Annotated in this window: 22 protein-coding genes; 21 read left to right on the forward strand and 1 reads right to left on the reverse strand. The window is 48.1% G+C overall.

Annotated elements, in window-relative coordinates:
* Positions 1-13: 13 nt before the first annotated feature.
* The 6 genes from paaD to paaX all read left to right on the forward strand — a co-directional run bounded on the left by paaD (position 14) and on the right by paaX (position 4,779).
* Entirely contained in the window at positions 14-514 is a 501-nt protein-coding gene (gene paaD, locus LCM00_RS00485; protein WP_224896822.1) for a 1,2-phenylacetyl-CoA epoxidase subunit PaaD, read from the forward strand.
* A gap of 36 nt (positions 515-550) precedes the next feature.
* Entirely contained in the window at positions 551-859 is a 309-nt protein-coding gene (locus tag LCM00_RS00490; protein WP_224896824.1) for an EthD family reductase, read from the forward strand.
* A gap of 13 nt (positions 860-872) precedes the next feature.
* Complete coding sequence (locus tag LCM00_RS00495; RefSeq protein ID WP_224896826.1) at positions 873-1,646, forward strand: enoyl-CoA hydratase/isomerase family protein; 774 nt, start codon at positions 873-875, stop codon at positions 1,644-1,646.
* Between the two features lie 71 nt (positions 1,647-1,717).
* Entirely contained in the window at positions 1,718-2,581 is an 864-nt protein-coding gene (locus LCM00_RS00500; RefSeq protein WP_224896828.1) for a 3-hydroxyacyl-CoA dehydrogenase, read from the forward strand.
* Positions 2,578-3,777, forward strand: coding sequence for an acetyl-CoA C-acyltransferase (locus LCM00_RS00505; protein WP_224896830.1), 1,200 nt, complete (start codon positions 2,578-2,580; stop codon positions 3,775-3,777). Before LCM00_RS00500 ends, LCM00_RS00505 begins: the two co-directional genes overlap by 4 nt.
* A 126-nt stretch (positions 3,778-3,903) precedes the next feature.
* Positions 3,904-4,779 carry a phenylacetic acid degradation operon negative regulatory protein PaaX gene (gene paaX / locus LCM00_RS00510; protein WP_224896832.1) on the forward strand — a complete coding sequence of 292 codons (876 nt, stop codon included), beginning with the start codon at positions 3,904-3,906 and terminating at the stop codon, positions 4,777-4,779.
* Positions 4,780-4,956: 177 nt separating this feature from the next.
* On the opposite strand, the gene LCM00_RS00515 is transcribed toward paaX, so the two are convergent.
* Positions 4,957-6,468: a glycine betaine uptake BCCT transporter gene (locus tag LCM00_RS00515; RefSeq protein ID WP_224896834.1), complete on the reverse strand. Its 1,512-nt coding sequence runs from the start codon at positions 6,466-6,468 to the stop codon at positions 4,957-4,959.
* 536 nt (positions 6,469-7,004) lie between these two features.
* Between LCM00_RS00515 and LCM00_RS00520 the strand changes: the two genes are divergently transcribed.
* The 15 genes from LCM00_RS00520 (at position 7,005) to LCM00_RS00590 (ending at position 22,501) form a co-directional block, all read left to right on the forward strand.
* On the forward strand, positions 7,005-7,994 hold the full coding sequence (locus LCM00_RS00520) for an NAD(P)H-dependent flavin oxidoreductase (protein WP_224896836.1): 990 nt from the start codon (positions 7,005-7,007) through the stop codon (positions 7,992-7,994).
* Positions 7,995-8,169: 175 nt separating this feature from the next.
* Positions 8,170-9,177, forward strand: a complete 1,008-nt coding sequence (locus tag LCM00_RS00525; RefSeq protein ID WP_224896838.1) for an ABC transporter substrate-binding protein — start codon at positions 8,170-8,172, stop codon at positions 9,175-9,177.
* Between the two features lie 19 nt (positions 9,178-9,196).
* The gene (locus LCM00_RS00530; protein WP_224896840.1) at positions 9,197-10,219 is read left to right on the forward strand and encodes an ABC transporter permease; all 1,023 of its coding nucleotides are present in this window, start codon (positions 9,197-9,199) and stop codon (positions 10,217-10,219) included.
* Positions 10,203-10,997 (forward strand): ABC transporter ATP-binding protein, encoded by a 795-nt coding sequence (locus LCM00_RS00535; protein WP_224896841.1) that lies wholly within the window; start codon positions 10,203-10,205, stop codon positions 10,995-10,997. Before LCM00_RS00530 ends, LCM00_RS00535 begins: the two co-directional genes overlap by 17 nt.
* A gap of 161 nt (positions 10,998-11,158) precedes the next feature.
* Positions 11,159-11,557, forward strand: coding sequence for a thioesterase family protein (locus LCM00_RS00540; protein ID WP_224896843.1), 399 nt, complete (start codon positions 11,159-11,161; stop codon positions 11,555-11,557).
* 55 nt (positions 11,558-11,612) lie between these two features.
* On the forward strand, positions 11,613-12,719 hold the full coding sequence (locus LCM00_RS00545; protein WP_224896845.1) for a Leu/Phe/Val dehydrogenase: 1,107 nt from the start codon (positions 11,613-11,615) through the stop codon (positions 12,717-12,719).
* A 34-nt stretch (positions 12,720-12,753) separates the two neighbouring features.
* Positions 12,754-13,818: a pyruvate dehydrogenase (acetyl-transferring) E1 component subunit alpha gene (pdhA, locus tag LCM00_RS00550; protein ID WP_224896847.1), complete on the forward strand. Its 1,065-nt coding sequence runs from the start codon at positions 12,754-12,756 to the stop codon at positions 13,816-13,818.
* Between the two features lie 2 nt (positions 13,819-13,820).
* A complete protein-coding gene (locus LCM00_RS00555) occupies positions 13,821-14,816 on the forward strand; it encodes an alpha-ketoacid dehydrogenase subunit beta (RefSeq protein WP_224896849.1) in 996 nt (331 codons plus the stop codon).
* 39 nt (positions 14,817-14,855) lie between these two features.
* Positions 14,856-16,022 (forward strand): dihydrolipoamide acetyltransferase family protein, encoded by a 1,167-nt coding sequence (locus tag LCM00_RS00560; RefSeq protein WP_224896851.1) that lies wholly within the window; start codon positions 14,856-14,858, stop codon positions 16,020-16,022.
* Positions 16,022-17,452, forward strand: a complete 1,431-nt coding sequence (gene lpdA, locus LCM00_RS00565; RefSeq protein ID WP_224896854.1) for a dihydrolipoyl dehydrogenase — start codon at positions 16,022-16,024, stop codon at positions 17,450-17,452. Before LCM00_RS00560 ends, lpdA begins: the two co-directional genes overlap by 1 nt.
* A 101-nt stretch (positions 17,453-17,553) precedes the next feature.
* Complete coding sequence (gene hppD / locus LCM00_RS00570) at positions 17,554-18,669, forward strand: 4-hydroxyphenylpyruvate dioxygenase (protein ID WP_224896856.1); 1,116 nt, start codon at positions 17,554-17,556, stop codon at positions 18,667-18,669.
* Positions 18,670-18,697: 28 nt separating this feature from the next.
* On the forward strand, positions 18,698-19,789 hold the full coding sequence (gene hisC / locus LCM00_RS00575; protein ID WP_224896858.1) for a histidinol-phosphate transaminase: 1,092 nt from the start codon (positions 18,698-18,700) through the stop codon (positions 19,787-19,789).
* Positions 19,790-19,792: 3 nt separating this feature from the next.
* Positions 19,793-20,413, forward strand: coding sequence for a flavin reductase family protein (locus LCM00_RS00580; protein ID WP_224896860.1), 621 nt, complete (start codon positions 19,793-19,795; stop codon positions 20,411-20,413).
* Positions 20,414-20,417: 4 nt separating this feature from the next.
* Positions 20,418-21,335 carry a fumarylacetoacetate hydrolase family protein gene (locus LCM00_RS00585; RefSeq protein ID WP_224896863.1) on the forward strand — a complete coding sequence of 306 codons (918 nt, stop codon included), beginning with the start codon at positions 20,418-20,420 and terminating at the stop codon, positions 21,333-21,335.
* Positions 21,336-21,364: 29 nt separating this feature from the next.
* Positions 21,365-22,501, forward strand: coding sequence for a homogentisate 1,2-dioxygenase (locus LCM00_RS00590; RefSeq protein ID WP_224898110.1), 1,137 nt, complete (start codon positions 21,365-21,367; stop codon positions 22,499-22,501).
* Positions 22,502-22,847 lie beyond the last annotated feature (346 nt).

A 22,847-nucleotide genomic window follows, 5' to 3' on the forward strand; every position in this document is an offset into this window, starting at 1 on the left:
AGGAAGTGCATATATGGACAAAGCCAGAAGCGAGATCGAGCTATCAATTCTCGGAGCGTTAGATCTAGTCAAAGATCCGGAAATTCCCGCTGTCTCCATTATTGAACTTGGAATGGTTGAAAAAGTGCAGGCGGAAAAAGAAAGAATAGTGATTGACCTTCTGCCCACTTTTCTGGGATGCCCTGCCCTTGAAATGATTCAGAGGAGCGTTGAAGAAAAACTCGGGGATTTGAAACTCGAACAGTCCTTGGAAGTGCGTTTCATCTATGACCCTCCCTGGACTTCTGACCGTATTTCCGAGAAAGGCAAAAGGCATCTGAAGGAATTTGGCATCTCGCCGGCTCCGGAAAGAATGGAAGAAACCGGAGAATGGAAGGTGGATTGCCCTTACTGCGGCTCTCCTTACACCACGCTTGAAAATATATTCGGGCCGACTGCCTGCAGGAGCCTTCTGTACTGCCGTGCATGCAGGAATCCTTTTGAAGCAATGAAGCCGGTATCCAGCCTTTTATAGGCATAAATAAACTTATAGATTGAAAGGATGATAGAAATGGTAAAATTGATCGCACTTTACAAGCACCCGGAAAATAAGGAAGCCTTCGATGCACATTATTTTCAAACGCATGTACCCCTCACAGCCAAGATCCCGGGGCTTCGGGAAATGAAGGTTACCAGAATAACCGGCAGTCCCATGGGCGGGGAAGGCAAGTATTATCTTATGTGTGAAATGTTTTATGACAGTCATGAAGCACTTAAGGCTGCCATGAAAACGGATGAAGGAAAAGCCTCAGGGAAAGATGCCATGTCTTTTGCCGGAGATATCATCACCCTGATGATCGGCGAAGAAACAGAAGAATAAGGGGGCGCGTCCCATGTATCAGACTATCATTTATGAAGCTGAAGGTAAGATTGCCTCGATCAGACTTAACAGGCCGGAAAAGCTGAATGCTTTTACGGCAGATCTCAACAGTGAAGTCGGGCAGGCTTTGCGGGAGGCGGGGTCTGACCCCAGGATAAGAGCGATTGTCATAACCGGAGAAGGCAGGGCTTTCTGTTCAGGCGAGGATCTGGCTAGTGTCAGCGAAAACACAGACCATGGAGAAATTCTGCGGAAAAGATACAACCCGATGGTCATGGAGCTGTATCAATGCGAAAAACCTGTCATTGCAGCAGTAAATGGTGTGGCCGCGGGAGCCGGGATGAGCCTGGCGCTCGCCTGCGATTTCCGGCTTGTCTCCGATAAAGCAAGCTTCATCCAATCATTTATACATGTAGGCCTGATTCCTGACGCAGGCAATATGTTTTTCCTGCCCAGGCTGATTGGCCAGGCAAAAGCGCTTGAGCTTGCCCTGCTGGGGGAAAAAGTGACTGCCGAAGAAGCTTTGCGGCTTGGTCTGGCGACCAGGGTGATTCCCCACGAAAGCTGGGAGGAGGGTGTAAGACTGTTCGCTGATAAAGCAGCCGCCCTCCCGACAGCAGCCGCAGGCTTGATTAAAAAGCAGCTGAAGGATTGCTGGGAACTGAACCTTGCCGACTACCTGGAAGAGGATGCAAAAGGACAGCGGGTGGCCGGGCTTACGAGAGACCATCAGGAAGGTGTTCAGGCTTTTCTCGAGAAGAGGAAGGCAGCTTTTATAGGCATGTAGCTTCACACTTAAAATTTTAGCACTCGCTCCTGGGTGCTTTTTCTATTCAATTCGCGTACGGGGGGATAAGAATGAAAAAGATTGTGGTCATCGGCTCCGGGGTCATGGGCAGGGGCATTGCTTATGTCAGTGCATCCAGCGGTTTTCAGACTGTCCTGGTTGACATCAGCGATTCCCAGCTCAAGGATGCTGAAAATGAAATTTCAACAATCATGCATAAGGGTGTGCAGAGAGGGAAGCTGACAGAAAAAGAGGTATCTGGTACCTGGGAGAAGCTGCATTTTTCTGTAAGCCTTGCAGCTAATGCTGCCGAGGCCGACCTCATCATTGAGGCTGTCCCTGAAAGGCTTGAGATTAAGAGGAATATATTCGAGGTGATTGATCAGCATGCGCCGCCGCACTGCATCTTTGCAAGCAATACCAGCACAATGAGTCCAACGGAAATCGGTTCATTTACCGGCAGGCCGGACAGGGTGCTGGCCATGCACTTTTTTAATCCGGTTCACAGGATGCCGCTTGTGGAGATTGTAAAAGGGCTTGAGACGAGCGATGAGTGTGTTGAATATATACGGCAGACTGCAGCAGAAATGGGCAAAGAGACCGTCATTATCAATGAATTTCCAGGGTTTGTTACCAGCCGCATCAGCGCTCTTGTCGGCAACGAAGCTTTCTATATGCTTCAGGAAGGGGTAGGGACTCCTGAGGAAATCGACAAAGCGGTAAAGTTGGGGCTCAATTATCCGATGGGCCCATTTGAACTGGGGGACTTGGTAGGTCTTGATACAAGGCTGAACAATCTCAAATATCTTCATGAAAAGCTTGGTGAAAAATACAGGCCGGCACCTCTTCTTGAGCAGTACGTTAAAGCAGGCCGGCTTGGAAGGAAGTCAGGCCGCGGCGTTTATGAGTACGGGATAAAGGAGCTGAAGCAATGAGGGAAGCGGTCATCATTGATGCTGTACGCACTCCGATAGGCAGGTATAAAGGGCTTCTGAAATCTGTCCGCCCGGATGATCTTGCAGCTGTTGCCATAAAAGGATTGCTGGCAAGAAATCCACAGGTACAGCCTGGGGACATTGAGGAAGTCGTGTTCGGAAATGCCAACCAGGCCGGTGAAGATAACCGGAATGTGGCCAGGATGGCAGCGCTTCTGGCAGGGCTGCCGGTCGAAACAGCCGGTACAACAGTTAATCGGCTTTGCGGTTCAGGTCTGGATGCGGTCAATTATGCGGCAAGGGCTATATTGGCTGGGGAAGGTGATATTTTTATTGCAGGAGGGACAGAAAGCATGACAAGAGCTCCCTTTGTCATGGGCAAGCCGGAAAATGAGTTCCAGAGGGGGAACATGCAACTATATGACACCACAATCGGCTGGCGTTTTACAAACCCTGCATTAATGGAGATGTATGGAGCGGAATCGATGCCGGAAACTGCTGAAAATGTAGCAAAGAAGTTCGGGATAACCAGGGAAAAGCAGGATCTCTTCGCTTTTGAAAGCCAGATGAAAGCGAAGGCAGCGATAGCGGAGGGAAGGCTGACAGATGAAATAATCCCGGTAAGCTTAAACAAAGGTGAGGCAAAAACCGTCTCGGCTGATGAGCATCCCCGCCCAAATACTACCTTTGAGAAGCTGGGCCAGCTGAAGCCGCTGTTTTCCGGGGGAACAGTAACCGCAGGAAATTCATCCGGCATCAATGATGGGGCATCTGCCCTCTTGCTGATGAGTGCGGACAAAGCGCTGGCATTAGGGCTCAGGCCGCTGGCAAAATACACAGCTTCGGCTGTTGCAGGAGTTGAGCCTTCAATCATGGGAATCGGCCCTGTGCCGGCTGCCAGAAAGGCCATTGAACGGGCTGGCATTTCAATTAATGAGATAGATCTCATTGAGTTGAACGAAGCTTTTGCAGCCCAGTCGATTGCCTGCATTGAACAGCTTGTCCTTGATCCTGCCCGCGTTAACGTAAATGGGGGCGCCATCGCGTTTGGCCATCCCCTTGGAGCAAGCGGGGCAAGGATTTTAACTTCACTTGTCCATGAAATGAAAAGAAGGAACAGCCGCTATGCCATGGCGGCGATGTGTGTCGGTGTAGGGCAGGGGATTGCGTCGATCCTGGAGCGGTGGGAACAATAAGATCCCTCTGTTTCAAAAATAAGAATTTTCATGTAATATATATATGTTGCACAAAAGAGGCCGGGCCATCCGTCTCTGCAGCATGGCACAGCATATGGCAGAAGGAAAGAAAAGGATGAAGAAGCTTTGAATACAAGATCAATGATATTTACATTGTATGGAGATTATGTCTCCCACTACGGAAGCAAAATCTGGATAGGCAGCCTGATCAGGCTTTTAAGTGAATTCGGGCATAATGACCAGTCGGTGAGGGCAGCTATTTCCAGGATGAATAAGCAAGGCTGGGTGCAAGCCGAAAAGGCAGGCAATAAGAGCTATTATTCTCTGACTGAGCGGGGCCGGAAAAGAATAGAAGAGGCCGGGAAACGGATTTTCAAGCTGAAGCCGGAAGAATGGGACGGCAAATGGCGCATGCTTATGTACACGATACCGGAGGAAATCAGATCTGTCAGGGATGAACTGAGAAAAGAGCTGGTCTGGAGCGGATTCGGCTCTTTTTCCAGCAGCTGCTGGATTTCAGCGAATAACCTGGAGAAGCAGGTTTCCGATCTGATTGATAAATATAAAATTGAAGAATATGTGGACTTTTTCATCGCTGAATATGAAGGTCCGCATGAGAACAGAAGAATTGTCGGAAAAAGCTGGGACCTGAACGAAATCAATGGGAAATACCAGAATTTCATCAGTGAATACAGCGAGAAATACATTATCGCAAAGAGCAGGATCCAGAAAGGGCTTATGACAGATGGAGACTGTTTCGTGGAAAGGACAAAGCTGGTCCATGAATACAGGAAGTTCCTCTTCGTCGATCCCGGACTGCCTGCCGAGCTTCTTCCGGATCAGTGGCTCGGAGCCCATGCAGCTTCGCTGTTTAGCGACTATTATAAAGAACTCGCAGAACCTGCATCCCGTTTTTTTGAAGCTGTATTCAAAGACGGCAATGAAATCGGCAGCAGGGAAGATGATTATGATGTTTTGGATCATCCCTATATACTTGAATAAAAAAAGAGACCCGCAAAGGTCTCTTTTTTTATGAGAGCAAGCGCCCTCCACTTTTTATTGTCCAGCTCCGGCTCCTAGGTGCTCGAGTCATAAGCCAATCAGGCCAGAAGGTTAAAGAACAACCTTCCGTCCTGCTCGTCTTATGCTTGTCGCACCTAAACAGTCGCCTCCGCATTTCTACTGTTTCCGTCTTTTAATCTGACCGATCCCCAGTTCTTTGGATTCCTTGTACAATGCTTTGATAAGGGATATTGTCATAAGGGCCATGATGACCGAGAACGGCAGGGCGGCGATAATCATGGTATTTTGAAGTGCCTGCAGCCCGCCGCTGTACAGTAGTACAAGAGAAATGACGGCAAGCAGGATGCCCCATGTAAGTTTTATTCTGTTGCCTGGAGTATGGGACCCATTGGTTGTCATCATGCCTAGGACATAGGTGCCGGAGTCAGCTGACGTAATGAAGAATGTACTGACAAGAATAATGGCAATGATCGAAAGGACCATTCCAAGCGGAAAGTTTGAGAAAACAGCGAAAAGGGTTTCCTCAGTTGCCAGTCCCGAAATTGAAATATTCTTCACATGCTCAAGATACATGGCCGAGCCGCCGAATGTGGAAAACCACAGAAAACCGATGACAGTCGGCACGAGAAGGACGCCAAATACAAACTCCCTGATGCTGCGCCCCTTCGATACGCGAGCAATGAATATGCCGACGAAAGGCGACCAGGCAATCCACCAGGCCCAATAAAAGATTGTCCATCCGTTGATCCATTCCCGTGTGCCGGGATCCAATGGCGCAATCCGGAAGCTCATCTGAAGGAGAGACTGCAGATAGGTCCCGATTGTATTGGTGAACAGGTTCAGGATGAACAGGGTAGGGCCAATGAAAAACATGAGTACGAATAAGACAAGGGCGAGACCCATGTTCGCGTTACTGAGAATCTTGATGCCTTTTCCAAGTCCTGACCAGGCGGAAATCATGAAAAGTACTGTCACGATGGATATGATGATCAGCTGCACAACGAAATTGGAAGGGATGTCAAAAAGGAAGGACAAGCCTCCATTTATCTGGACAGCTCCAAAACCAAGGGTGGTGGCTACACCGATCACGGTAGCAAGGACAGCGACAACATCGATGACCTTGCCCAGCGGGCCTTTAACAGCATCGCCGAAAATAGGCTTCAGAGTTGCGCTGATCAGTCCGGGTTCGCCATGCCTGAAATTAAAATAGGCAAGTACGAGTGCGACAATCCCGTAAATAGCCCAGGCGTGGATTCCCCAATGGAAGTAGGTAAACCTCATAGAATCTTTCAGTGCTGCTGCAGTGCCTGTTTCTCCGGTTGGCGAGCTGACTGCGTAATGGGAAAGAGGTTCTGCCGCTCCCCAGAAGACCAATCCTATCCCCATCCCTGCGCTGAACAGCATGGCAAGCCAGGTAACCCTAGAAAACTCAGGCTTGTCCTCAGGTTTTCCAAGCTTCAGCCTTCCAATCGGGCTGATCAGGAAGTAGAGGCAGACAATGACCAGCAGTGTAACCAGAATGAGATAATACCATCCGAAAGCGTTGCTGATGAAGTCCTGGAGTCCGGCAGTAGCATTTTCAAGCTGATTTGGTGCAAAAATTCCAACAAGCACAAGTACAAGTAATAAGAGCACGGATATGTAGAATACCGCGAGTTTTTGCTTCAAAATTCATTCTCCCTTCTTTCACAGATGAACAGGCCTTCTTCATCAGTCGAGCATATGTATATTGTTTTCGAACGCTGATGGATTATGTAATAAAGAAAGGCCCTCATCTAAAGTATTTTAGCAAAGCACCCTGAAAAATAAAAGGAAGGGGCTTTTCAGCTGCAGGCAAGTTAGGCAGCGTCGTTTCTTGATACCCTCCAATAGAACTGCAAAAACCTCTCGGCGCCTGATTATGTAGGGAAGAGATTTTGCGGTCCTGAGTCTTGCCCTGCAGGAGAATGTGCAGCGGCCGATAAACCGATTAATCGCGGGTCCTTCTTGATCTTGCACCAATCATCCTTGCACATTACAAAAAGCCCTAAAACAGCGCAGAGATGAAGCTGAGGCTGTCAAAATATAATGAAACTGATGCATCGTTTCGTTGCCCTATCTTGGGAACACAGGCCCACTCAGCAACAGGGCAGGCTATTGCGATTTTAAGAGCATTATGATAATTTTCAAAATAGTACAGTTATTCGAGAGAAAGGGGTATATGGTTGAATAGATTGACTGAGATTTTGAATATCCGCTATCCAATTATTCAAGGAGGCATGGGGAATATCAGCAGCAGCCGGCTTGCTGCCGCCGTTTCCGATGCCGGAGGGCTGGGCACCATCGGTATAGGGACTATGCACCCAAAAGAAATTGAGGCAAAGCTCTTTGCGCTGAAGAACCTTACCAGCATGCCTTTCGCTGTCAATATTCCCATCAGTGTGTCTCCCTTTGCGGAAGAGGCGATGGAGCTGGCTGAAAAATATGGGGCAGCAGCGGTGTCGCTGTCTGCCGGGAACCCCGCACCATATATAAGACGGCTGAAAACAAAAGGAATTAAAACGATAGTTGTCAGTGCATCAGTCAGACAGGCAGAAAAGGCAGAAGCATTAGGAGCGGACATTATAACTGCTGAAGGCTATGAAGCAGCAGGCATCAATTCCAGGCTGGAAACGACAACGCTTTCTCTTATCCCTCAAATCTGCAGCAGGGTCAATATTCCGGTGGCAGCTGCAGGGGGGATCAGTGATGGCAGGGGAATGGCATCTGTATTCATGCTGGGTGCAAGCGGTGTGCAGATCGGCACGCGCCTCATTGCAGTCAAAGAGGCCCCTTTCCACCGGAATTATAAAAAAGCGCTGCTCGAAGCCAGTGATTCAAGCACGGTCATAGTTGGAAGAAGCGCAGGGCAAATCCGAAGAATACTGCATACCGAATATGCCGATTTTCTGCTTCAGAAAGAAACAGAAAATCCTGCTGAATTCAGCCGTTTTACTCATGAAGATTATCATAAAAAAGGGGCTCTTGAAGGAGACGCGGCAAATGGATTCATGAATGCCGGACAGGCCGCCGGGCTTATTGCAGATGTTCCCGCGGTTGCCGATCTGTTTAAGCGGATGATGGAAGAGGCAAAAGAAGCTATCGAAAAAACAGCATGCCAGTTCAGATCGTTTTCAATCGAGCCAGGCTTTCATAAAGAGGACGAAAATCACTAGTTTTAATTGACTAAATCTTTCGAATATTATTGACATTTTTCAAAACCGGGTGATAATATAACGTTGTAAAAACGCTGGCGAGATAATTTATTATATTTTTATGTAAGCGATTACATAAAGCTGTGTGAGAGAAAGTCAGTGTGAAGTGCCAACAAATCTTGCGAGGGGGATTGTCATGAAAAAATCGATCAAAGCTGCTTCTTTACTGCTGGCAGGAAGCATGCTCCTGGCTGGCTGCGGGAGCGATGAGGCTTCAGGCGGTGATGGAAAAGGCGGGGACAAGAAGGTGTATCAGATTGGAATGACTCAATTTGCCGAGCATCCTTCACTGGATGCAGCAACAGAAGGCTTCAAAAAGGCGCTTGAGGAAGCTGGCTTCAAAGAAGGCGATAATGTGGAATATGACTTCCAGAATGCCCAGGCAGATATGAATAACACTCAAACCATTGCCAATAATTTCGCAGGGGACCAGGTGGACCTTATTTTTGCCAATGCCACGCCAAGTGCGGTCAGTGCATTGAATGCGACAAAGGATATTCCCATCGTATTTACCTCTGTTACAGACCCTGTCGGTGCCGGGCTTGTTAAGTCATTCGATGAGCCGGGCGAAAATATTACCGGAACGACAGATAATCATCCTGATGCTACCGGCAAAACGATCGATTTCATGACAAAGGAAGCAGGTGCCAAAAAGATTGGCGTCATTTTCAATGCCGGAGAGCAGAACTCTGAAGTTCAGGTCGAAAAAGTCAAAGAACTGGCAGAAAAAAATGGGGCCGAGGTGGTAGAGGCGTCCGTATCCACTTCAGCAGAAGTAAAGCAGGCTGCGGAGTCTTTAGTAGGAAGGGCAGATGCCATATATGTCCCGACAGATAATACGGTCGTTTCCGCACTTGAATCTGTTATAGCTGTAGCACAAAGCAAGAAAATTCCTCTCTTCGTAGGGGAACTTGATTCCCTGAAGCGCGGCGGGGTAGCGGCGAGCGGATTTGATTATTTCGAAATCGGCTATCAGACTGGCAAAATGGCAGCAGCCATCCTTAAGGGCGATAAGAAGCCAAGTGAAATTCCGGTAGGTCTTCCTGAAAATATTAAACTAGTGTTTAATCCAAAAGCTGCAGAAGAACAGGGACTTGAGATCAAGGAAGAATGGAAGGACTTAGCCGAATTTTATGAAGAATAGCAAAGGGCGTGGTCTCTAGATGTTTACAGCAATCTTCGGAGCATTCGAGTCGGGCATCATCTATAGCATCATGGCGCTCGGTGTCTATCTTTCTTTTAGAGTGCTGGATTTTCCGGATCTTACGGTAGACGGCAGCTTTGTGACGGGTGCTGCAGTTGCGGCGACCCTGATCGTGAGCGGGGCCAATCCCTTCCTTGCTACAGGTGCTGCCCTCATCGCAGGCTTTGCCGCCGGCTGCCTTACCGGAATCCTGCATGCTTATGGAAAAATAAACAGCCTGCTTTCCGGTATCCTGATGATGATTGCCTTGTATTCCATCAATTTGAGGATCATGGGGAAGTCCAATGTACCGCTTCTGAATACAGAGACAGCAATGACAAGCATCAGGGATGTTTGGGAAAAAACAGGGATCGACGGGATGCTGAATAGCCTCCTTGCAGCCGTTGGGCTTGGGGACAGCCTTCCAAGGACATGGGGGATCCTTGTATTGATGCTGTTTACTGCATTTGCCATTAAGCTTTTGGCGGATCAGTTCCTGAAAACGGAGATCGGCCTTGCTTTAAGGGCAACCGGCGACAATAAAAGAATGATTAGAAGCCTGTCAGCCGATACGAATCTGATGGTTATACTCGGCCTCGGGCTTTCTAACAGCCTTGTCGCTTTCTCCGGCGCCCTGATAGCCCAGCAGGGCGGATTTGCAGATGTGGGGATGGGGATCGGGATGATCATAATTGGACTGGCATCTGTCATCATCGGGGAAGCTTTATTTGGCACAAAGACCATTGCGAGAACTACTCTTGCCGTGATTGGCGGCGCAATCATCTACCGGATCGTCGTCACCCTTGCCCTGCGTGTCGATTTTCTTCAACCGGGGGACATGAAGCTCATTACAGCGGTGATTGTCATCATTGCCCTGATCATGCCTAAAACACTTGATCGGGTAAGAGAAGGGAGAAGAAAGGCCAAGAGACTCCGCGCTCAGCCTGGTGAAGGCTATCTTTCAGGAGAAAGGGAGGAGGATCAGCGTGCTGCAGCTAAATAATATCAGCAAAATCTTCAATGAAGGGACGCCTGATGAAAAAAATGCTCTTGACAGTGTGAACCTTTCTTTAACTGCCGGCGATTTTGTCACTGTCATTGGTTCAAACGGGGCGGGTAAGTCGACACTTATGAATATTATTTCAGGCGTGATGATTCCAGATGCCGGCAGCGTAAAGATCAATGGGAAAAACGTGGCCATGATGCCGGAGCATAAAAGGTCATTTCTGATTGGGAGGGTCTTTCAGGATCCAATGGCAGGAACTGCACCAAGTATGACGATAGAAGAAAATCTGGCCATGGCCTATTCCAGGAATAAAAGCAGGACTCTTAAACGGGGAGTCACCAAAAAGCGCCGGGAAAATTTCAGGGATGTCCTAGAGACCCTTCATCTGGGGCTGGAAAATAGGCTGAATGCAAAGGTCGGTCTCTTATCAGGGGGAGAAAGACAGGCTTTATCCCTGCTTATGGCAACCTTTACGGAGCCTTCCATCCTTTTGCTTGATGAACACACTGCCGCTCTTGATCCTGCAAGGGCAGAGCTGATCACCCGCCTTACAAAGGAAATTGTCAGCAATTACAAGCTGACCACCATTATGGTCACCCATAATATGCAGCAGGCCCTGGATCTCGGGAACCGGCTTATCATGATGGATAAAGGACAAATCATCCTGGAAATTGAAGAAGACAAAAAGAAAAAATTAGGGATTGAAGATTTGCTCAGCGAGTTTCAGCGGATCCGCGGCCGGCAGCTGGCAAGCGACAGGGCTCTTCTCTCGTAGCGATATGATGAAAAAGGATTAAGGGGCGGCAATATGCCTTAAGTTAATCCTTTTTCTTTTGCTGGATAAATTAAGAATATTTTCAATTGATTGACTATTAATTTGTCAAAATGTTATTATAACGTTAAAAATACGTCATACATATTTAAGGGTGTTGTTTAGTGAAGCAGGGTTTAAATAAAGGAGCGGCTGCATCCATCCAGCTGACAGTCGGACATGAAATGTTTGCACAATTTGGCGGTGAGGTTGTCCACCCGCTCTTTTCCACAGCCAGCATGGTCTATTATATGGAGTGGGCATCAAGAAAAGTAATCCTCCCCTTCTTAGAAGAAGATGAAGAAGGGATGGGGACAGGCGTTTCAATCAGACATCTTGCACCGGCTGCAGAAGGAAGCCTGCTGAATATTGCTGCGGAGGTCATCAGGCTGGAACGGAATTTAATTTGCACATCCGTCAAGGCTTTACATGGTAATGAAGTGATTGGCGAGGGGGAAGTCACACAGGCAATCCTTCCGCGAAGCAGGATTAAAAGATTTTCAGAGAAGATCCAGCTGGACTAAAGCTTTTATGCATCATTAAATGAAAGCGCTAACATTAAGAGGGGGATGAGAGACGATGGATATGTTTAATACGATCCGCGAGCACGAACAGGTGGTGTTCTGCAATGACGAAGCAACAGGACTTAAGGCAATCATTGCAATCCATAGCACAAGGCTCGGCCCGGCCCTGGGGGGCTGCAGGATGTTTCCCTATCCTTCTGCAGACGCAGCACTCGAAGATGTACTGCGTCTGTCCAAGGGGATGACCTATAAGTGCGCTGCAGCAGACGTCGATTTTGGCGGAGGGAAGGCGGTCATCATCGGCGATCCTTCAAAGGATAAAACGCCAGAGCTTTTCAGGGCATTTGGACAGTTCGTTGAATCTTTGAATGGAAGGTTCTACACAGGCACAGATATGGGAACCACTCCTGAAGACTTTGTCCACGCAATGAAGGAAACCAATTGCATTGTCGGTGCAGACGAAGAATATGGGGGAAGCGGGGACTCTTCTGTTCCAACTGCCCAAGGAGTAATCTATGGGCTTAAAGCCACAAACCAGGTTCTTTATGGAACATCAGCCCTTGGCGGACGGTCCTACAGCATTCAGGGACTCGGCAAGGTAGGGTTCAAAGTGGCTGAAAAGCTGCTGGAGGAAGGCGCTGATCTATATGTTGCAGATATCAATGAGAAAGCCATCAATGAGCTGATGGTAAAAGCGGGAAAAATGGGGGCGGGCCTTAAAGCTGTCAGCAGTAATGACATTTATCGAGCAGATGCAGATGTCTTTGTACCCTGTGCTTTGGGAGGTATCCTAAACGATGAGACGATTGAGCGGCTGCGGGTCAGGGCGGTTGCCGGATCAGCCAACAATCAGCTGCTTGAATTAAGGCATGGCGGCATGCTCCAGCAAAAAGGGATCCTTTATGCACCGGACTATATTGTTAATGCAGGCGGCCTTATCCAGGTGGCAGATGAGCTGTATTCTCCAAATAAAGAAAGGGTCCTCCGGAAAACGAAGGCGATATATAGTGCGCTGCTTAATGTGTACGACTATTCTGCAGCAGAAGGTATCACGACCATTGAGGCTGCCAACCAGTTCTGTGAGCAGCGGATTGAAGCAAGAACAAGGAGGAACAGCTTTTTTTCCCATATGAAGCGCCCGAAATGGGCAGTCCGGACATAACTGTATTAATGACTTTATTGCAAAGGGTGAGAGGATGGAGAGCCAATTTCCAATCAATAGGATAATTGATGAAAACGGAAACGAAATATCCGGTACTGCAGGGATCACCCCGGACCACAAGCTTGCTCTGGAGTTCTACAGGCAGCTTGTCCGGATCAGGATCTTTGACCGGAAAGCGGTCAGCCTGCAGCGCCAGGGAAGGATAGGGACATATGCCCCGTTTGAAGGCCAGGAAGCTGCCCAGATAGGGAGCGCGATGGCGCTCGAAGAATCGGATTGGATGTTCCCTACCTATCGGGACCATGGTGCAGCTTTGGCTTTCGGGCATTCAATGAGAAACGTGCTGCTATTCTGGAACGGACGAAATGAAGGGTGCATCCCTCCTGAAGGAAAGAATATCTTCCCTCCAGCAATTCCGATCGCCACTCAGATTCCCCATGCAGCCGGGGCGGCATATGCGGAAAAACTTAAAGGAACGAAAAAAGCGGCTATTGTTTATTTTGGTGACGGGGCGACGTCTGAAGGAGATTTTCATGAGGGTCTCAATTTTGCCAGCATCGTTAAGGCGCCTGTCGTCTTTTTCAATCAAAACAATCACTATGCGATTTCCGTTCCGCTCTCAAAGCAGATGAATACTAAGACAATTGCCCAGAAAAGCCTGGCATATGATATCCCAGGCGTTCGGGTTGATGGAAATGATGTATTTGCTGTCTACAATGAAACAAAAAAAGCACTTGAGAGGGCCAGGGAAGGCGGAGGGCCGACTCTGATAGAGGCGGTAACATGGAGATACGGGGCCCATACTACAGCAGATGATCCTGCCAAATACAGGGACCAGCAGGAAAGCAGCTCTTTGAGAGAAAAAATCGATCCTATCCTGAGACTTGAACGGTGGATGAAAAATCAGGGGCTGTATGAGGAAAGCCGGACAAAGAGAATAGAAGAGGAAGCTTCCGCTGAAATTGATGAGGCCATTGCAGAAATGGAGGCGTTCAAGCCTGCAGATCCCGCTGATATTTTTGACCATGTGTTTGCTGAGCTGATATGGCCGCTTAAGGAACAGAAGGAAAAATATCTATCTCAGCTTGGGGGTGTTTAATCATGGAAACTGCAGTCAAGACCAATACCAAGACACTTGTACAGGCGGTCAATGAAGCTCTTGATATCATGCTGGCAGAAAATGATGACGTTCTGGTGCTTGGAGAGGATATCGGGAAAAATGGAGGGGTGTTCCGGGCAACGGAAGGCCTTCAGGAAAAGTATGGGGAAGAGAGGGTTATGGATACCCCGCTCAGTGAAGCAGGATTCATCGGCGCAAGCATCGGGATGGCCGTCAACGGATTCAGGCCCGTGGCAGAAATTCAGTTTCTGGGCTTTATCTATCCTGCCTTTGAGCAAATCATGACACATGCTTCCCGGCTCCGCATGAGGACGATGGGGCATTATACCGTCCCTCTCGTGATAAGGGCCCCTTATGGTGCAGGAGTCAGGGCCCCGGAAATCCACTGCGACAGCACAGAGGCGCTTTTCACCCATATGCCCGGCATCAAAGTCGTCTGTCCGTCCAACCCGGCTGATGCTAAAGGGCTTTTGATTGCCGCAATCGAGGATCCTGACCCAGTCCTGTTTTTAGAGCCGATGAAAAGCTATCGGTCACTGCGTGCTGAGGTTCCGGAGGGAAGGTATACCATCGAAATCGGCAAAGGCAATAAATTGATGGACGGAGATGATGTGACTGTCATCGCCTGGGGAGCCATGGTGCCGATTGCCTTGAAGGCGGCTGAGGCAATGAGGGAAAAAGATATTTCATGTGACGTACTTGACCTCCGCACCCTGTATCCGCTGGATAAGGATATTATTGCGGAATCGGTGCAAAAAACAGGACGCACGGTCATCGTCCAGGAGGCTCATGCTTCAACCTCAGTCGGCAAAGATGTTCTGGCGATTATCAATGATACCTCCTTTTTATACCAAAAAGCACCTGCCGAATTGGTTGCCGGATTTGATGCTCCTGTTCCATATTTCGGTTTTGAAGACCATTATCTGCCGACGTCTGACCGGGTCTGCAGGGCGATTGAAAAAGTCTGGACCTTCTAAGCGATCAACTGAACTTTTATGAGGAGGTGTTTTAATAAGATGGAAGTGAAGCTCTATGATATCGGGGAAGGGATGTCAGAAGCAGAAATCAATTGTTTCCTTGTAAAACAGGGTGATTTTGTGCGGGAGGATGATCCCCTGGTCGAGGTCCAGACCGATAAAATGACAGCTGAAATACCTGCGCCGAGAGCCGGCATTGTACGTGAGTTCATCGTAAAACCAGGGGAAACGGTAGCGGTTGGAGCTGTCCTGCTTCTGCTGGAGCCTGATACCAGCCAGGGAGCAGGAAAGAATAACAGGAAAATGCCGAAAAGAATTCTTGCCTCCCCTTACACAAGGAAGCTGGCAAGAGAGAATGATATAAATATAGAAGATATTGAAGGATCAGGTCCTGGCGGAAGAGTGGTTGACGAGGATATTTTCAGGATGGCAGGGCAGGGAAATAAAAGTTTCAGAGAAGAAGCTTCTCCTCAAGAGATTAAAAAAGATACAGAGAACCTTACAGCCGCCAACAGTACTAGCATCTCTTACACAGGAAGACGGAAAAAGACCGCCGAGAAAATGGTTCAGTCGCTTTCCCTTATTCCCCACTGCACCCATTTTGAGGACGTGGATGTAACAGAGCTTTCCGTTTTCCGGGAACAGCTTAAAAAGAAAGAAAAGCAAGTGACAGCCACAGCTTTTTATATAAAAGCTTTATCAATGGCTCTTAAACGCTTCCCTGTTTTTAACAGCAGGCTTGATGAGAAGGCTGAACTGATCCATTTGCTGCCCGAGCACCATATTGGTGCTGCCGTCAATGCTCAGGAAGGGCTGGTCGTGCCTGTCATAAGGAATGTGGAGGAAAAGACGATTGCCGAAATTGCTTTGGATCTGCAGCATTTGACGAGGAAGGCGCTGGATGGCAGCCTGATGCCAAAGGAAACGGCCGGAGGCACTTTCACAGTAAGCAATGTCGGGCCGCTGAACGGCAGCACCGGCGCAACACCGATCATCCTCCACCCGCAGACAAGCATTATATCCTTGCATAAGACGAAGAAAATGCCGGTGGTTGATAATGACGATCAGATTGTCATCCGCTCCATCATGAAGCTTTCCATGTCATTTGATCACAGGATAGCAGATGGCGCTAGTGCTGTCGGTTTTACGAACCATTTTTCAGAACTGATCGAAAATCCAAAACTGATGCTACTGGAGCTGGTCTAATGGTTGTAGGGGAACTGGCATATGAGAAGGACGTTGTTATCATTGGAGGGGGACCTGGCGGCTATCAGGCAGCTATCAGGGCGGCACAGCTTGGCAGAAAGGTGACACTGATTGAAAAAGCGGATCTTGGCGGTGTTTGCCTGTATAAGGGATGCATTCCTTCTAAGCTATATACCGAAGCGGCTGATCGGATCAGGAAGATAAAGGCTGCGGGTGAATACGGGATAGAACTGTCTTTTTCCGCTTTTCAGCTGGAAAAGCTCATTCATGAAAAAAACCGGAAAACAGCGCAGCTGAAAAAAGGAGTTGAAGAGCTGTGCAAAAGCAATGAGATAGAGCTTGTGAGAGGGAATGCCTTTTTTCTTTCATCTGACCGGGTGGGCATTGAAAATGGAGAATCGTATCAGGTATTCCGTTTCAAACACTGCCTTATAGCAACAGGAAGCACACCAGTATGGCCATCCGGAATCTCACCGCGTTCAGAAAAGCTTTTGGACTGCTGGTCTGTATTTTCAATGGAGAAGCTTCCTGATGAGTTCATCATTTACGGGAGCGGCTATATAGCCTTGGAGCTGGCTATGAGCTTTCAGGCCTTCGGTGCCAAGGCATCGATTATGCTGGATCAGGAAAAAGAGGACTTTGGATTTGATGAGAGCATAAATAGGGAGCTCAGCAGAATTTTAAAGAAAAATAGAATCAAAGTCTACCGCGGGGCAAAGCTGCTGTCTGCGGAAGAGAACCAGTCGGGGGTCAGGATTATCTATGAGGCGGGCGGAGAAATTAACCAGCTGGAAGGAAGCTGTTTCTTAGCATCAGCCGGATTCCGGCCCAATACTGCGAACCTGGGGCTTGAAAGAGCGGGGGTGGAGATAGACTCAGCCGGTTTTATTAAGATAGACCAGCAAGGGAAAACATCTGTCAGCCATATCTTTGCTGCAGGGGACGTCGTGGATGGACCGCTTCTCGCTTCAAAGGCGATCAGACAGGGAAAGGCAGCAGCTGAAATAATTGCAGGCTTGAAAACGGAAGCTGATTTCCGCTTCGCCCCTGCTGTCGTCCATACCCAGCCTCCTATTGCTTATACAGGCCTGACCGAGCAAGAGGCACTGGAAGCGGGTTATAAAATAGAAGCAGGAACCTTTCCTTTTTCTTCTTTGGGCTATGCAAGTGTGAAGGGGAGCAGGGAAGGAATGGCCAAAGTAATTTTTGAAAAGGAAACCGGCTTTCTTTTAGGGGTCCATATGATAGGGGAAGGTGCACAGGAACTGATACATGCCGGCGTCTCGCTGCTTGAAATGGCTGCAAGGGAAGAAGATATGCTGTTCCCCGTGTATGCCCATCCAAGCTCAGCCGAAGCCCTGCTGGAAGCGGTGGAGTCTGTTAAAGCGAGAAGCATCCATCTCCCTGCGAGGGAAAAAGCGAAAACATAAGAGCTGCTTTACAGCAGCAGAGCTTCACACTGCGCTCTTGCTAGGAGGAAAAGAAATATTTTAAGATAAGTCTGAAAATTAAAATATTTGGAGGGGTTAATATGGAACAAAGAACTGTTTCGCCATCACAAAAGGCAGAGGAAATTTTTCCGGTCAAGGAAGTCGATTATCTTGAAATCTATACAGGGAATGCCAAACAGGCCAGCCATTATCTCTGCACATGCTTTGGGTTCAAGCCTGTCGCTTATTCCGGACTTGAGACAGGAAACAGGGAAACGGTGTCGTATGTACTGCAGCAGCGTAAAATCAGGCTGGTAGTGACTGGGTCGCTAACAGAGGAAACAAAGGTGGCTGCATTTGTGAAGAAGCATGGTGACGGTGTCAAGGATATCGCCCTTGCGGTTGATGATGTTGAAAGTGCTTACAAAGGTGCGGTAGAGCGAGGGGCAGTAGAACTGATTCCGCCATTTGAGCTGGAGGATGAACACGGCAAGCTGAAGAAGGCGGTAATCGGTACATATGGAGATACCATACACACACTGGTGGAACGGAGTGATTATAAGGGTGCCTTTATGCCGGGATATGAGCCCTACGAAACAAAGGCCCCATTTGAGGATGCAGGATTCATTGGCATCGATCATGTAGTCGGAAATGTGGAAGAAATGGAAGAATGGGTGAACTATTACGCCAATGTCATGGGGTTCAAGGAAATGAAGCATTTCACCGATTCTGATATCAGCACAGAATATTCCGCACTCATGTCTAAAGTGATGCATAACGGCGGAAGAATCAAGTTCCCGATCAATGAACCGGCGGAAGGCAAGAGGAAATCGCAAATCCAGGAGTTCCTGGAATTCTATAATGGGGCAGGCGTGCAGCATCTCGCCATCCTGACAGAGGATATTGTCCAGACGGTTTCTATCCTCAGAAAAAATGGAGTAGAGTTCCTTGACACTCCTTCTTCCTATTATGAAATGCTGTCTGAGAGGGTCGGCAAAATAGACGAAGAGATTGATAAGCTGAAAGAGCTGAGCATTCTTGTAGACAGGGATGATGAAGGCTATCTCTTGCAGATTTTTACAAAGCCGATCGTCGACAGGCCGACTTTATTCATCGAAATCATCCAGCGCAAAGGAGCAAGAGGGTTTGGAGAAGGCAATTTCAAGGCGCTGTTCGAGTCGATTGAAAGAGAGCAGGAAAGACGCGGAAACCTATAAACCGCATACACAGAAAGGGGGTTCTCCTGTGGAACGGATAATAACGAAGGAAAGCATCAGGGGGATTACTCCTTACCCTTTGGGGATGACTGCAGAACAGGTAAAGGAAAAATATAAGCTCTCCTTCGTCAGAAGTCTCGCAGACAATGAAAATGCCTATGGATGCTCAAAACTTGTCGGCCGCGCTTTAACGGAACAGTCCGGGAACCTCTCCCGCTACCCTGATGGTTCATGTTCAGCAATCAAACGGACATTGGGCAAATTCCTCAAGCTTCCTCCTGAGTATATTGCAATAGGAAACGGTTCAGAGGAAATCATCAGGCTTCTGGCAAGAGCCTATATCCACGCAGGCGATGAAGCGATCATGGCAGACCTTACCTTTCCGAGATATAAGGCAAATGTAGTGATTGAAGGCGGAAAGGCTGTTGAAGTCCCGCTCAAGGATGGAGTACATGATCTTGTGGAGATGGCAGGCCGCATAGGCCCCAGCACCAAAATGATCTTTATCTGTAATCCGAACAACCCGACCGGTACAGCAGTAAGCACAAAGGCTATCCAGCAATTCATCGCTTCTGTACCGGCACACATACTTATCGTACTGGATGAAGCCTATTATGAATATATGAACCATGAAAAAAGGACTGAGGCAGAAAAGCTGCTGACCTTCCACGATAACCTTGCAATATTGAGGACATTTTCAAAAGCATACGGACTTGCAGGGCTCCGGGCAGGATATGGGATGATGCATCCATCGATTATAGAAGAGCTGGACAAAGTGCGGGAGGTATTCAATGTGAATGCCCTATCCCAGGCCGCAGCCATTGCAGCGCTGGAGGACCAGTGTTTTGTTCAGATGAGTGCAGAAAAGAATAGAACGGAAAGGGAAAGAATGCGCGCCCGGATTGAAGAGCTGGGATTCAAGTGTTTTGCCTCTGAATCCAATTTTCTTTTTATTCTAGGGCCGCTTGCTGAAATGCTTCTGGAGTCAGGCATCATCGTCAGGAAATTTTCTCATAAAAGCTTTCCAGAAGAGGCTATCAGACTAACAATCGGTACGGAGGAAGATAATGATGCAGTCCTGGAAGCTATCGGCCAGGCCGTGAGCGGAAAGAGGGTGTAAAAAATGGAAATCCCTGTGTCTTCCCTTTCCTGGCAGGAGGGGTATAAAATCCTGTCAGGCTCCATTCTTCCCCGTCCAATTGCCTTTGTGACCACCATGGATCATAGCGGTAACGTCAATGCAGCACCATTCAGCTTTTTTACAGCCATATGTGCGGATCCGCTTCTCATTTGCTTTTCACCTATGCGAAAGGGGACTGACGGAAAAAAGAAAGATACACTTCTTAACATTGAAGAAACCGGGGAGTTTGTCATCAATATCGTAAGCAGAAGCATGGCGGAGAAAATGAATATATGTGCAGCCGATTATGCCCGTGAAGTAAATGAACTGGAACAGGCGGGGCTGGAGCAGGAAAAAAGCACATATGTTAAGCCGCCGAGAATCAAGCGTTCCCAAGTCCATCTAGAATGCACAGTCCATCAGCTCCTGCACTTTGGAGACGGTCCGGGGTCCGGGAGCCTGGTGATTGGCAGGGTTGAGCATGTGCAGGTGAATGATGATTTGTATCATAATGGGAAAATCGATACTGAAAAGCTGGATCCGGTTGGAAGGCTGGCGGGGCATATGTATACTGGCCCGCTTGCAGATGTTTTCGAGATTATTAGAAAATCAGATCCGGGGTGATGGAATGAAGTTCATAACCTTTCAAAAGCAGGATGGATCGGTCCGGTCCGGCTGGCTGGAGGGCACTGCTGCAATAGATATGTATGAAGCTTCAAAGGGAATCCTGCCAAAAACATTATTGGCATTTATAGAAAATCATCAATTTTTCATGGAGCAGATCGAGTCTCATCATGAATGGAAAGAATCAGGCAGCGGTGCGTACCCTATAGAGGAAGTAACACTGAAGGCCCCGCTTCCTAATCCAAAAAGCTTTCGCGACTTTTATGCTTTTGAGGAGCATGTCAAAACAGCCCGGGAAAACAGGGGCCTGGAAATGATAAAAGAATGGTATGAGCTGCCGGTCTTCTATTTTTCCAATCATCTATCCATAAAAGGGACAGGTGAGCCCATTCATTTGCCTGCCGGCTGCAGCAAGCTGGACTATGAACTCGAAATTGCCTGCATCATCGGCAAAGAAGGCCAAAATATTTCTGCCAAAGAGGCGGACGGATATATTTTTGGCTACTGCATCTTAAATGACTGGAGTGCCAGGGATATTCAAAGAAAAGAAATGAAGGTCGGCCTTGGACCGGCAAAAGGAAAGGATTTTGCCACCTCGATCGGCCCTTATATTGTGACAAAGGATGAGCTGGAGAGCTATCGGGTGGAAAATGGCTATGATTTGGATATGACAGCAAAAGTGAACGGCGTCCTGCTGTCAGACGGCAATCTTAAGGATATCTATTATTCATTCAATGAAATGATAGAGAAAGCTTCAGAGAATACCACACTTTACCCGGGAGAACTGATCGGTTCAGGTACAGTGGGGACCGGCTGCATCCTTGAGCTCGGGGAAGATGTCCACCGCTGGCTGAAGCCAGGCGACAAGGTAGAGCTGGAAATAACGGGTCTTGGAAAGCTGTTCAATACGATCACAGACTGAAAGGGGGAGCAGGCTTGTACTACAGGCAAATGGGGAGGATTCCGCACAAACGCCACACGATGTTCAAGAAAGCAGACGGGTCCTTGTTCAGGGAGCAAGTCATGGGAACAAAGGGCTTTTCGGGGACACAGTCGATTTTATATCATCATTATATGCCGACAGAGACAGAAGAGGTTACCCTCTCAGGCAGCTATCTGCCTGAATATGAGGAGATGGCTGCGCTTACACACCGGCATCTGCTTACAGAGAACATTAATCACAGAGGAGATGCCCTTCAAGCCAGGGAATATCTGCTTGGAAATGAAGATCTGCTGATTGCCTCGGCCAATATTTCAGAAAACATGCAGGATTATTACCGGAACAGCGATGGAGATGAGATGTACTACATCCATTACGGAACCGGCCGGTTTGAAACAATGTTCGGCACAGTCAGCTATGTGCCAGGGGATTACATCGTCCTTCCGATCGGCACGATTTTCAGGATTCTTCCGGAAAAAGAAACTAAGGCTCTTATTGTGGAATCATTCAGCCAGATTACGACTCCAAAAAGGTACCGAAATGAGTATGGACAGCTGCTTGAGCACAGCCCGTTCTGTGAGCGGGATATACGCGGCCCTGAAAAATTGGAGACCCATACAGATAGAGGACCCCATAAGGTAGTCACAAAAACGAGGGGCCATCTTCATGATCATATTCTTGCCCATCATCCGCTTGATGTTGAGGGGTGGGACGGGTATCTTTACCCCTGGGCCTTCAATATTTCCGATTTTGAACCGATCACCGGCCGGGTCCACCAGCCGCCGCCAGTCCATCAGACATTTGAAGGGCATAATTTTGTTGTCTGCTCATTCGTCCCGCGGTTGTATGACTATCATCCGGAAAGCATCCCGGCACCCTATTATCACAGCAATGTAAATAGTGATGAGCTCTTGTATTATGTCGAAGGGAACTTTATGAGCCGAAAAGGGATCAAGGAAGGATCCATCACCCTTCACCCCGGTGGAATACCGCATGGGCCGCACCCGGGGAAGACAGAGGCAAGCATCGGCAAAAAAGAAACACTGGAGCTGGCTGTCATGATAGATACTTTCAGGCCATTGAAGGTTGTGAAGAAAGCGCGGGACTATGAGGATGAGAATTATATGTATACCTGGCTGGAGAGGTGAAGGGACTAGCAATGTGTTCTTGATAATAAAGGAAGTTAGCGAAAAGGAAAAAGAATATCAAAATTAATGAAAACATTTCAATTACTTTAAAAATTATTGTATCCTTCTTTAGTTAGACTGGTTTTCCGCGAATAAACTTTAAAAACCCTGTTGCTTGGAGTGGAAGGCACGCAGACTCCTGCGGGATTGCAGCGGCAAAGCTGAGACCCCGCAGGAGGTACGACGAGGAGGCTCAGCGCCGCCCCGCGGAAAGCGAAGTGCCTGGAACGCAAAGCAACAGCCCCATCCTATAATAAAAACAGGTTCATTATTCACACATTAATAGTTCTTCCTATAGTGCCAACAA

Source organism: Bacillus infantis (assembly GCF_020171945.1).
GTDB lineage: Bacteria > Bacillota > Bacilli > Bacillales > Cytobacillaceae > Bacillus_AB > Bacillus_AB infantis_A.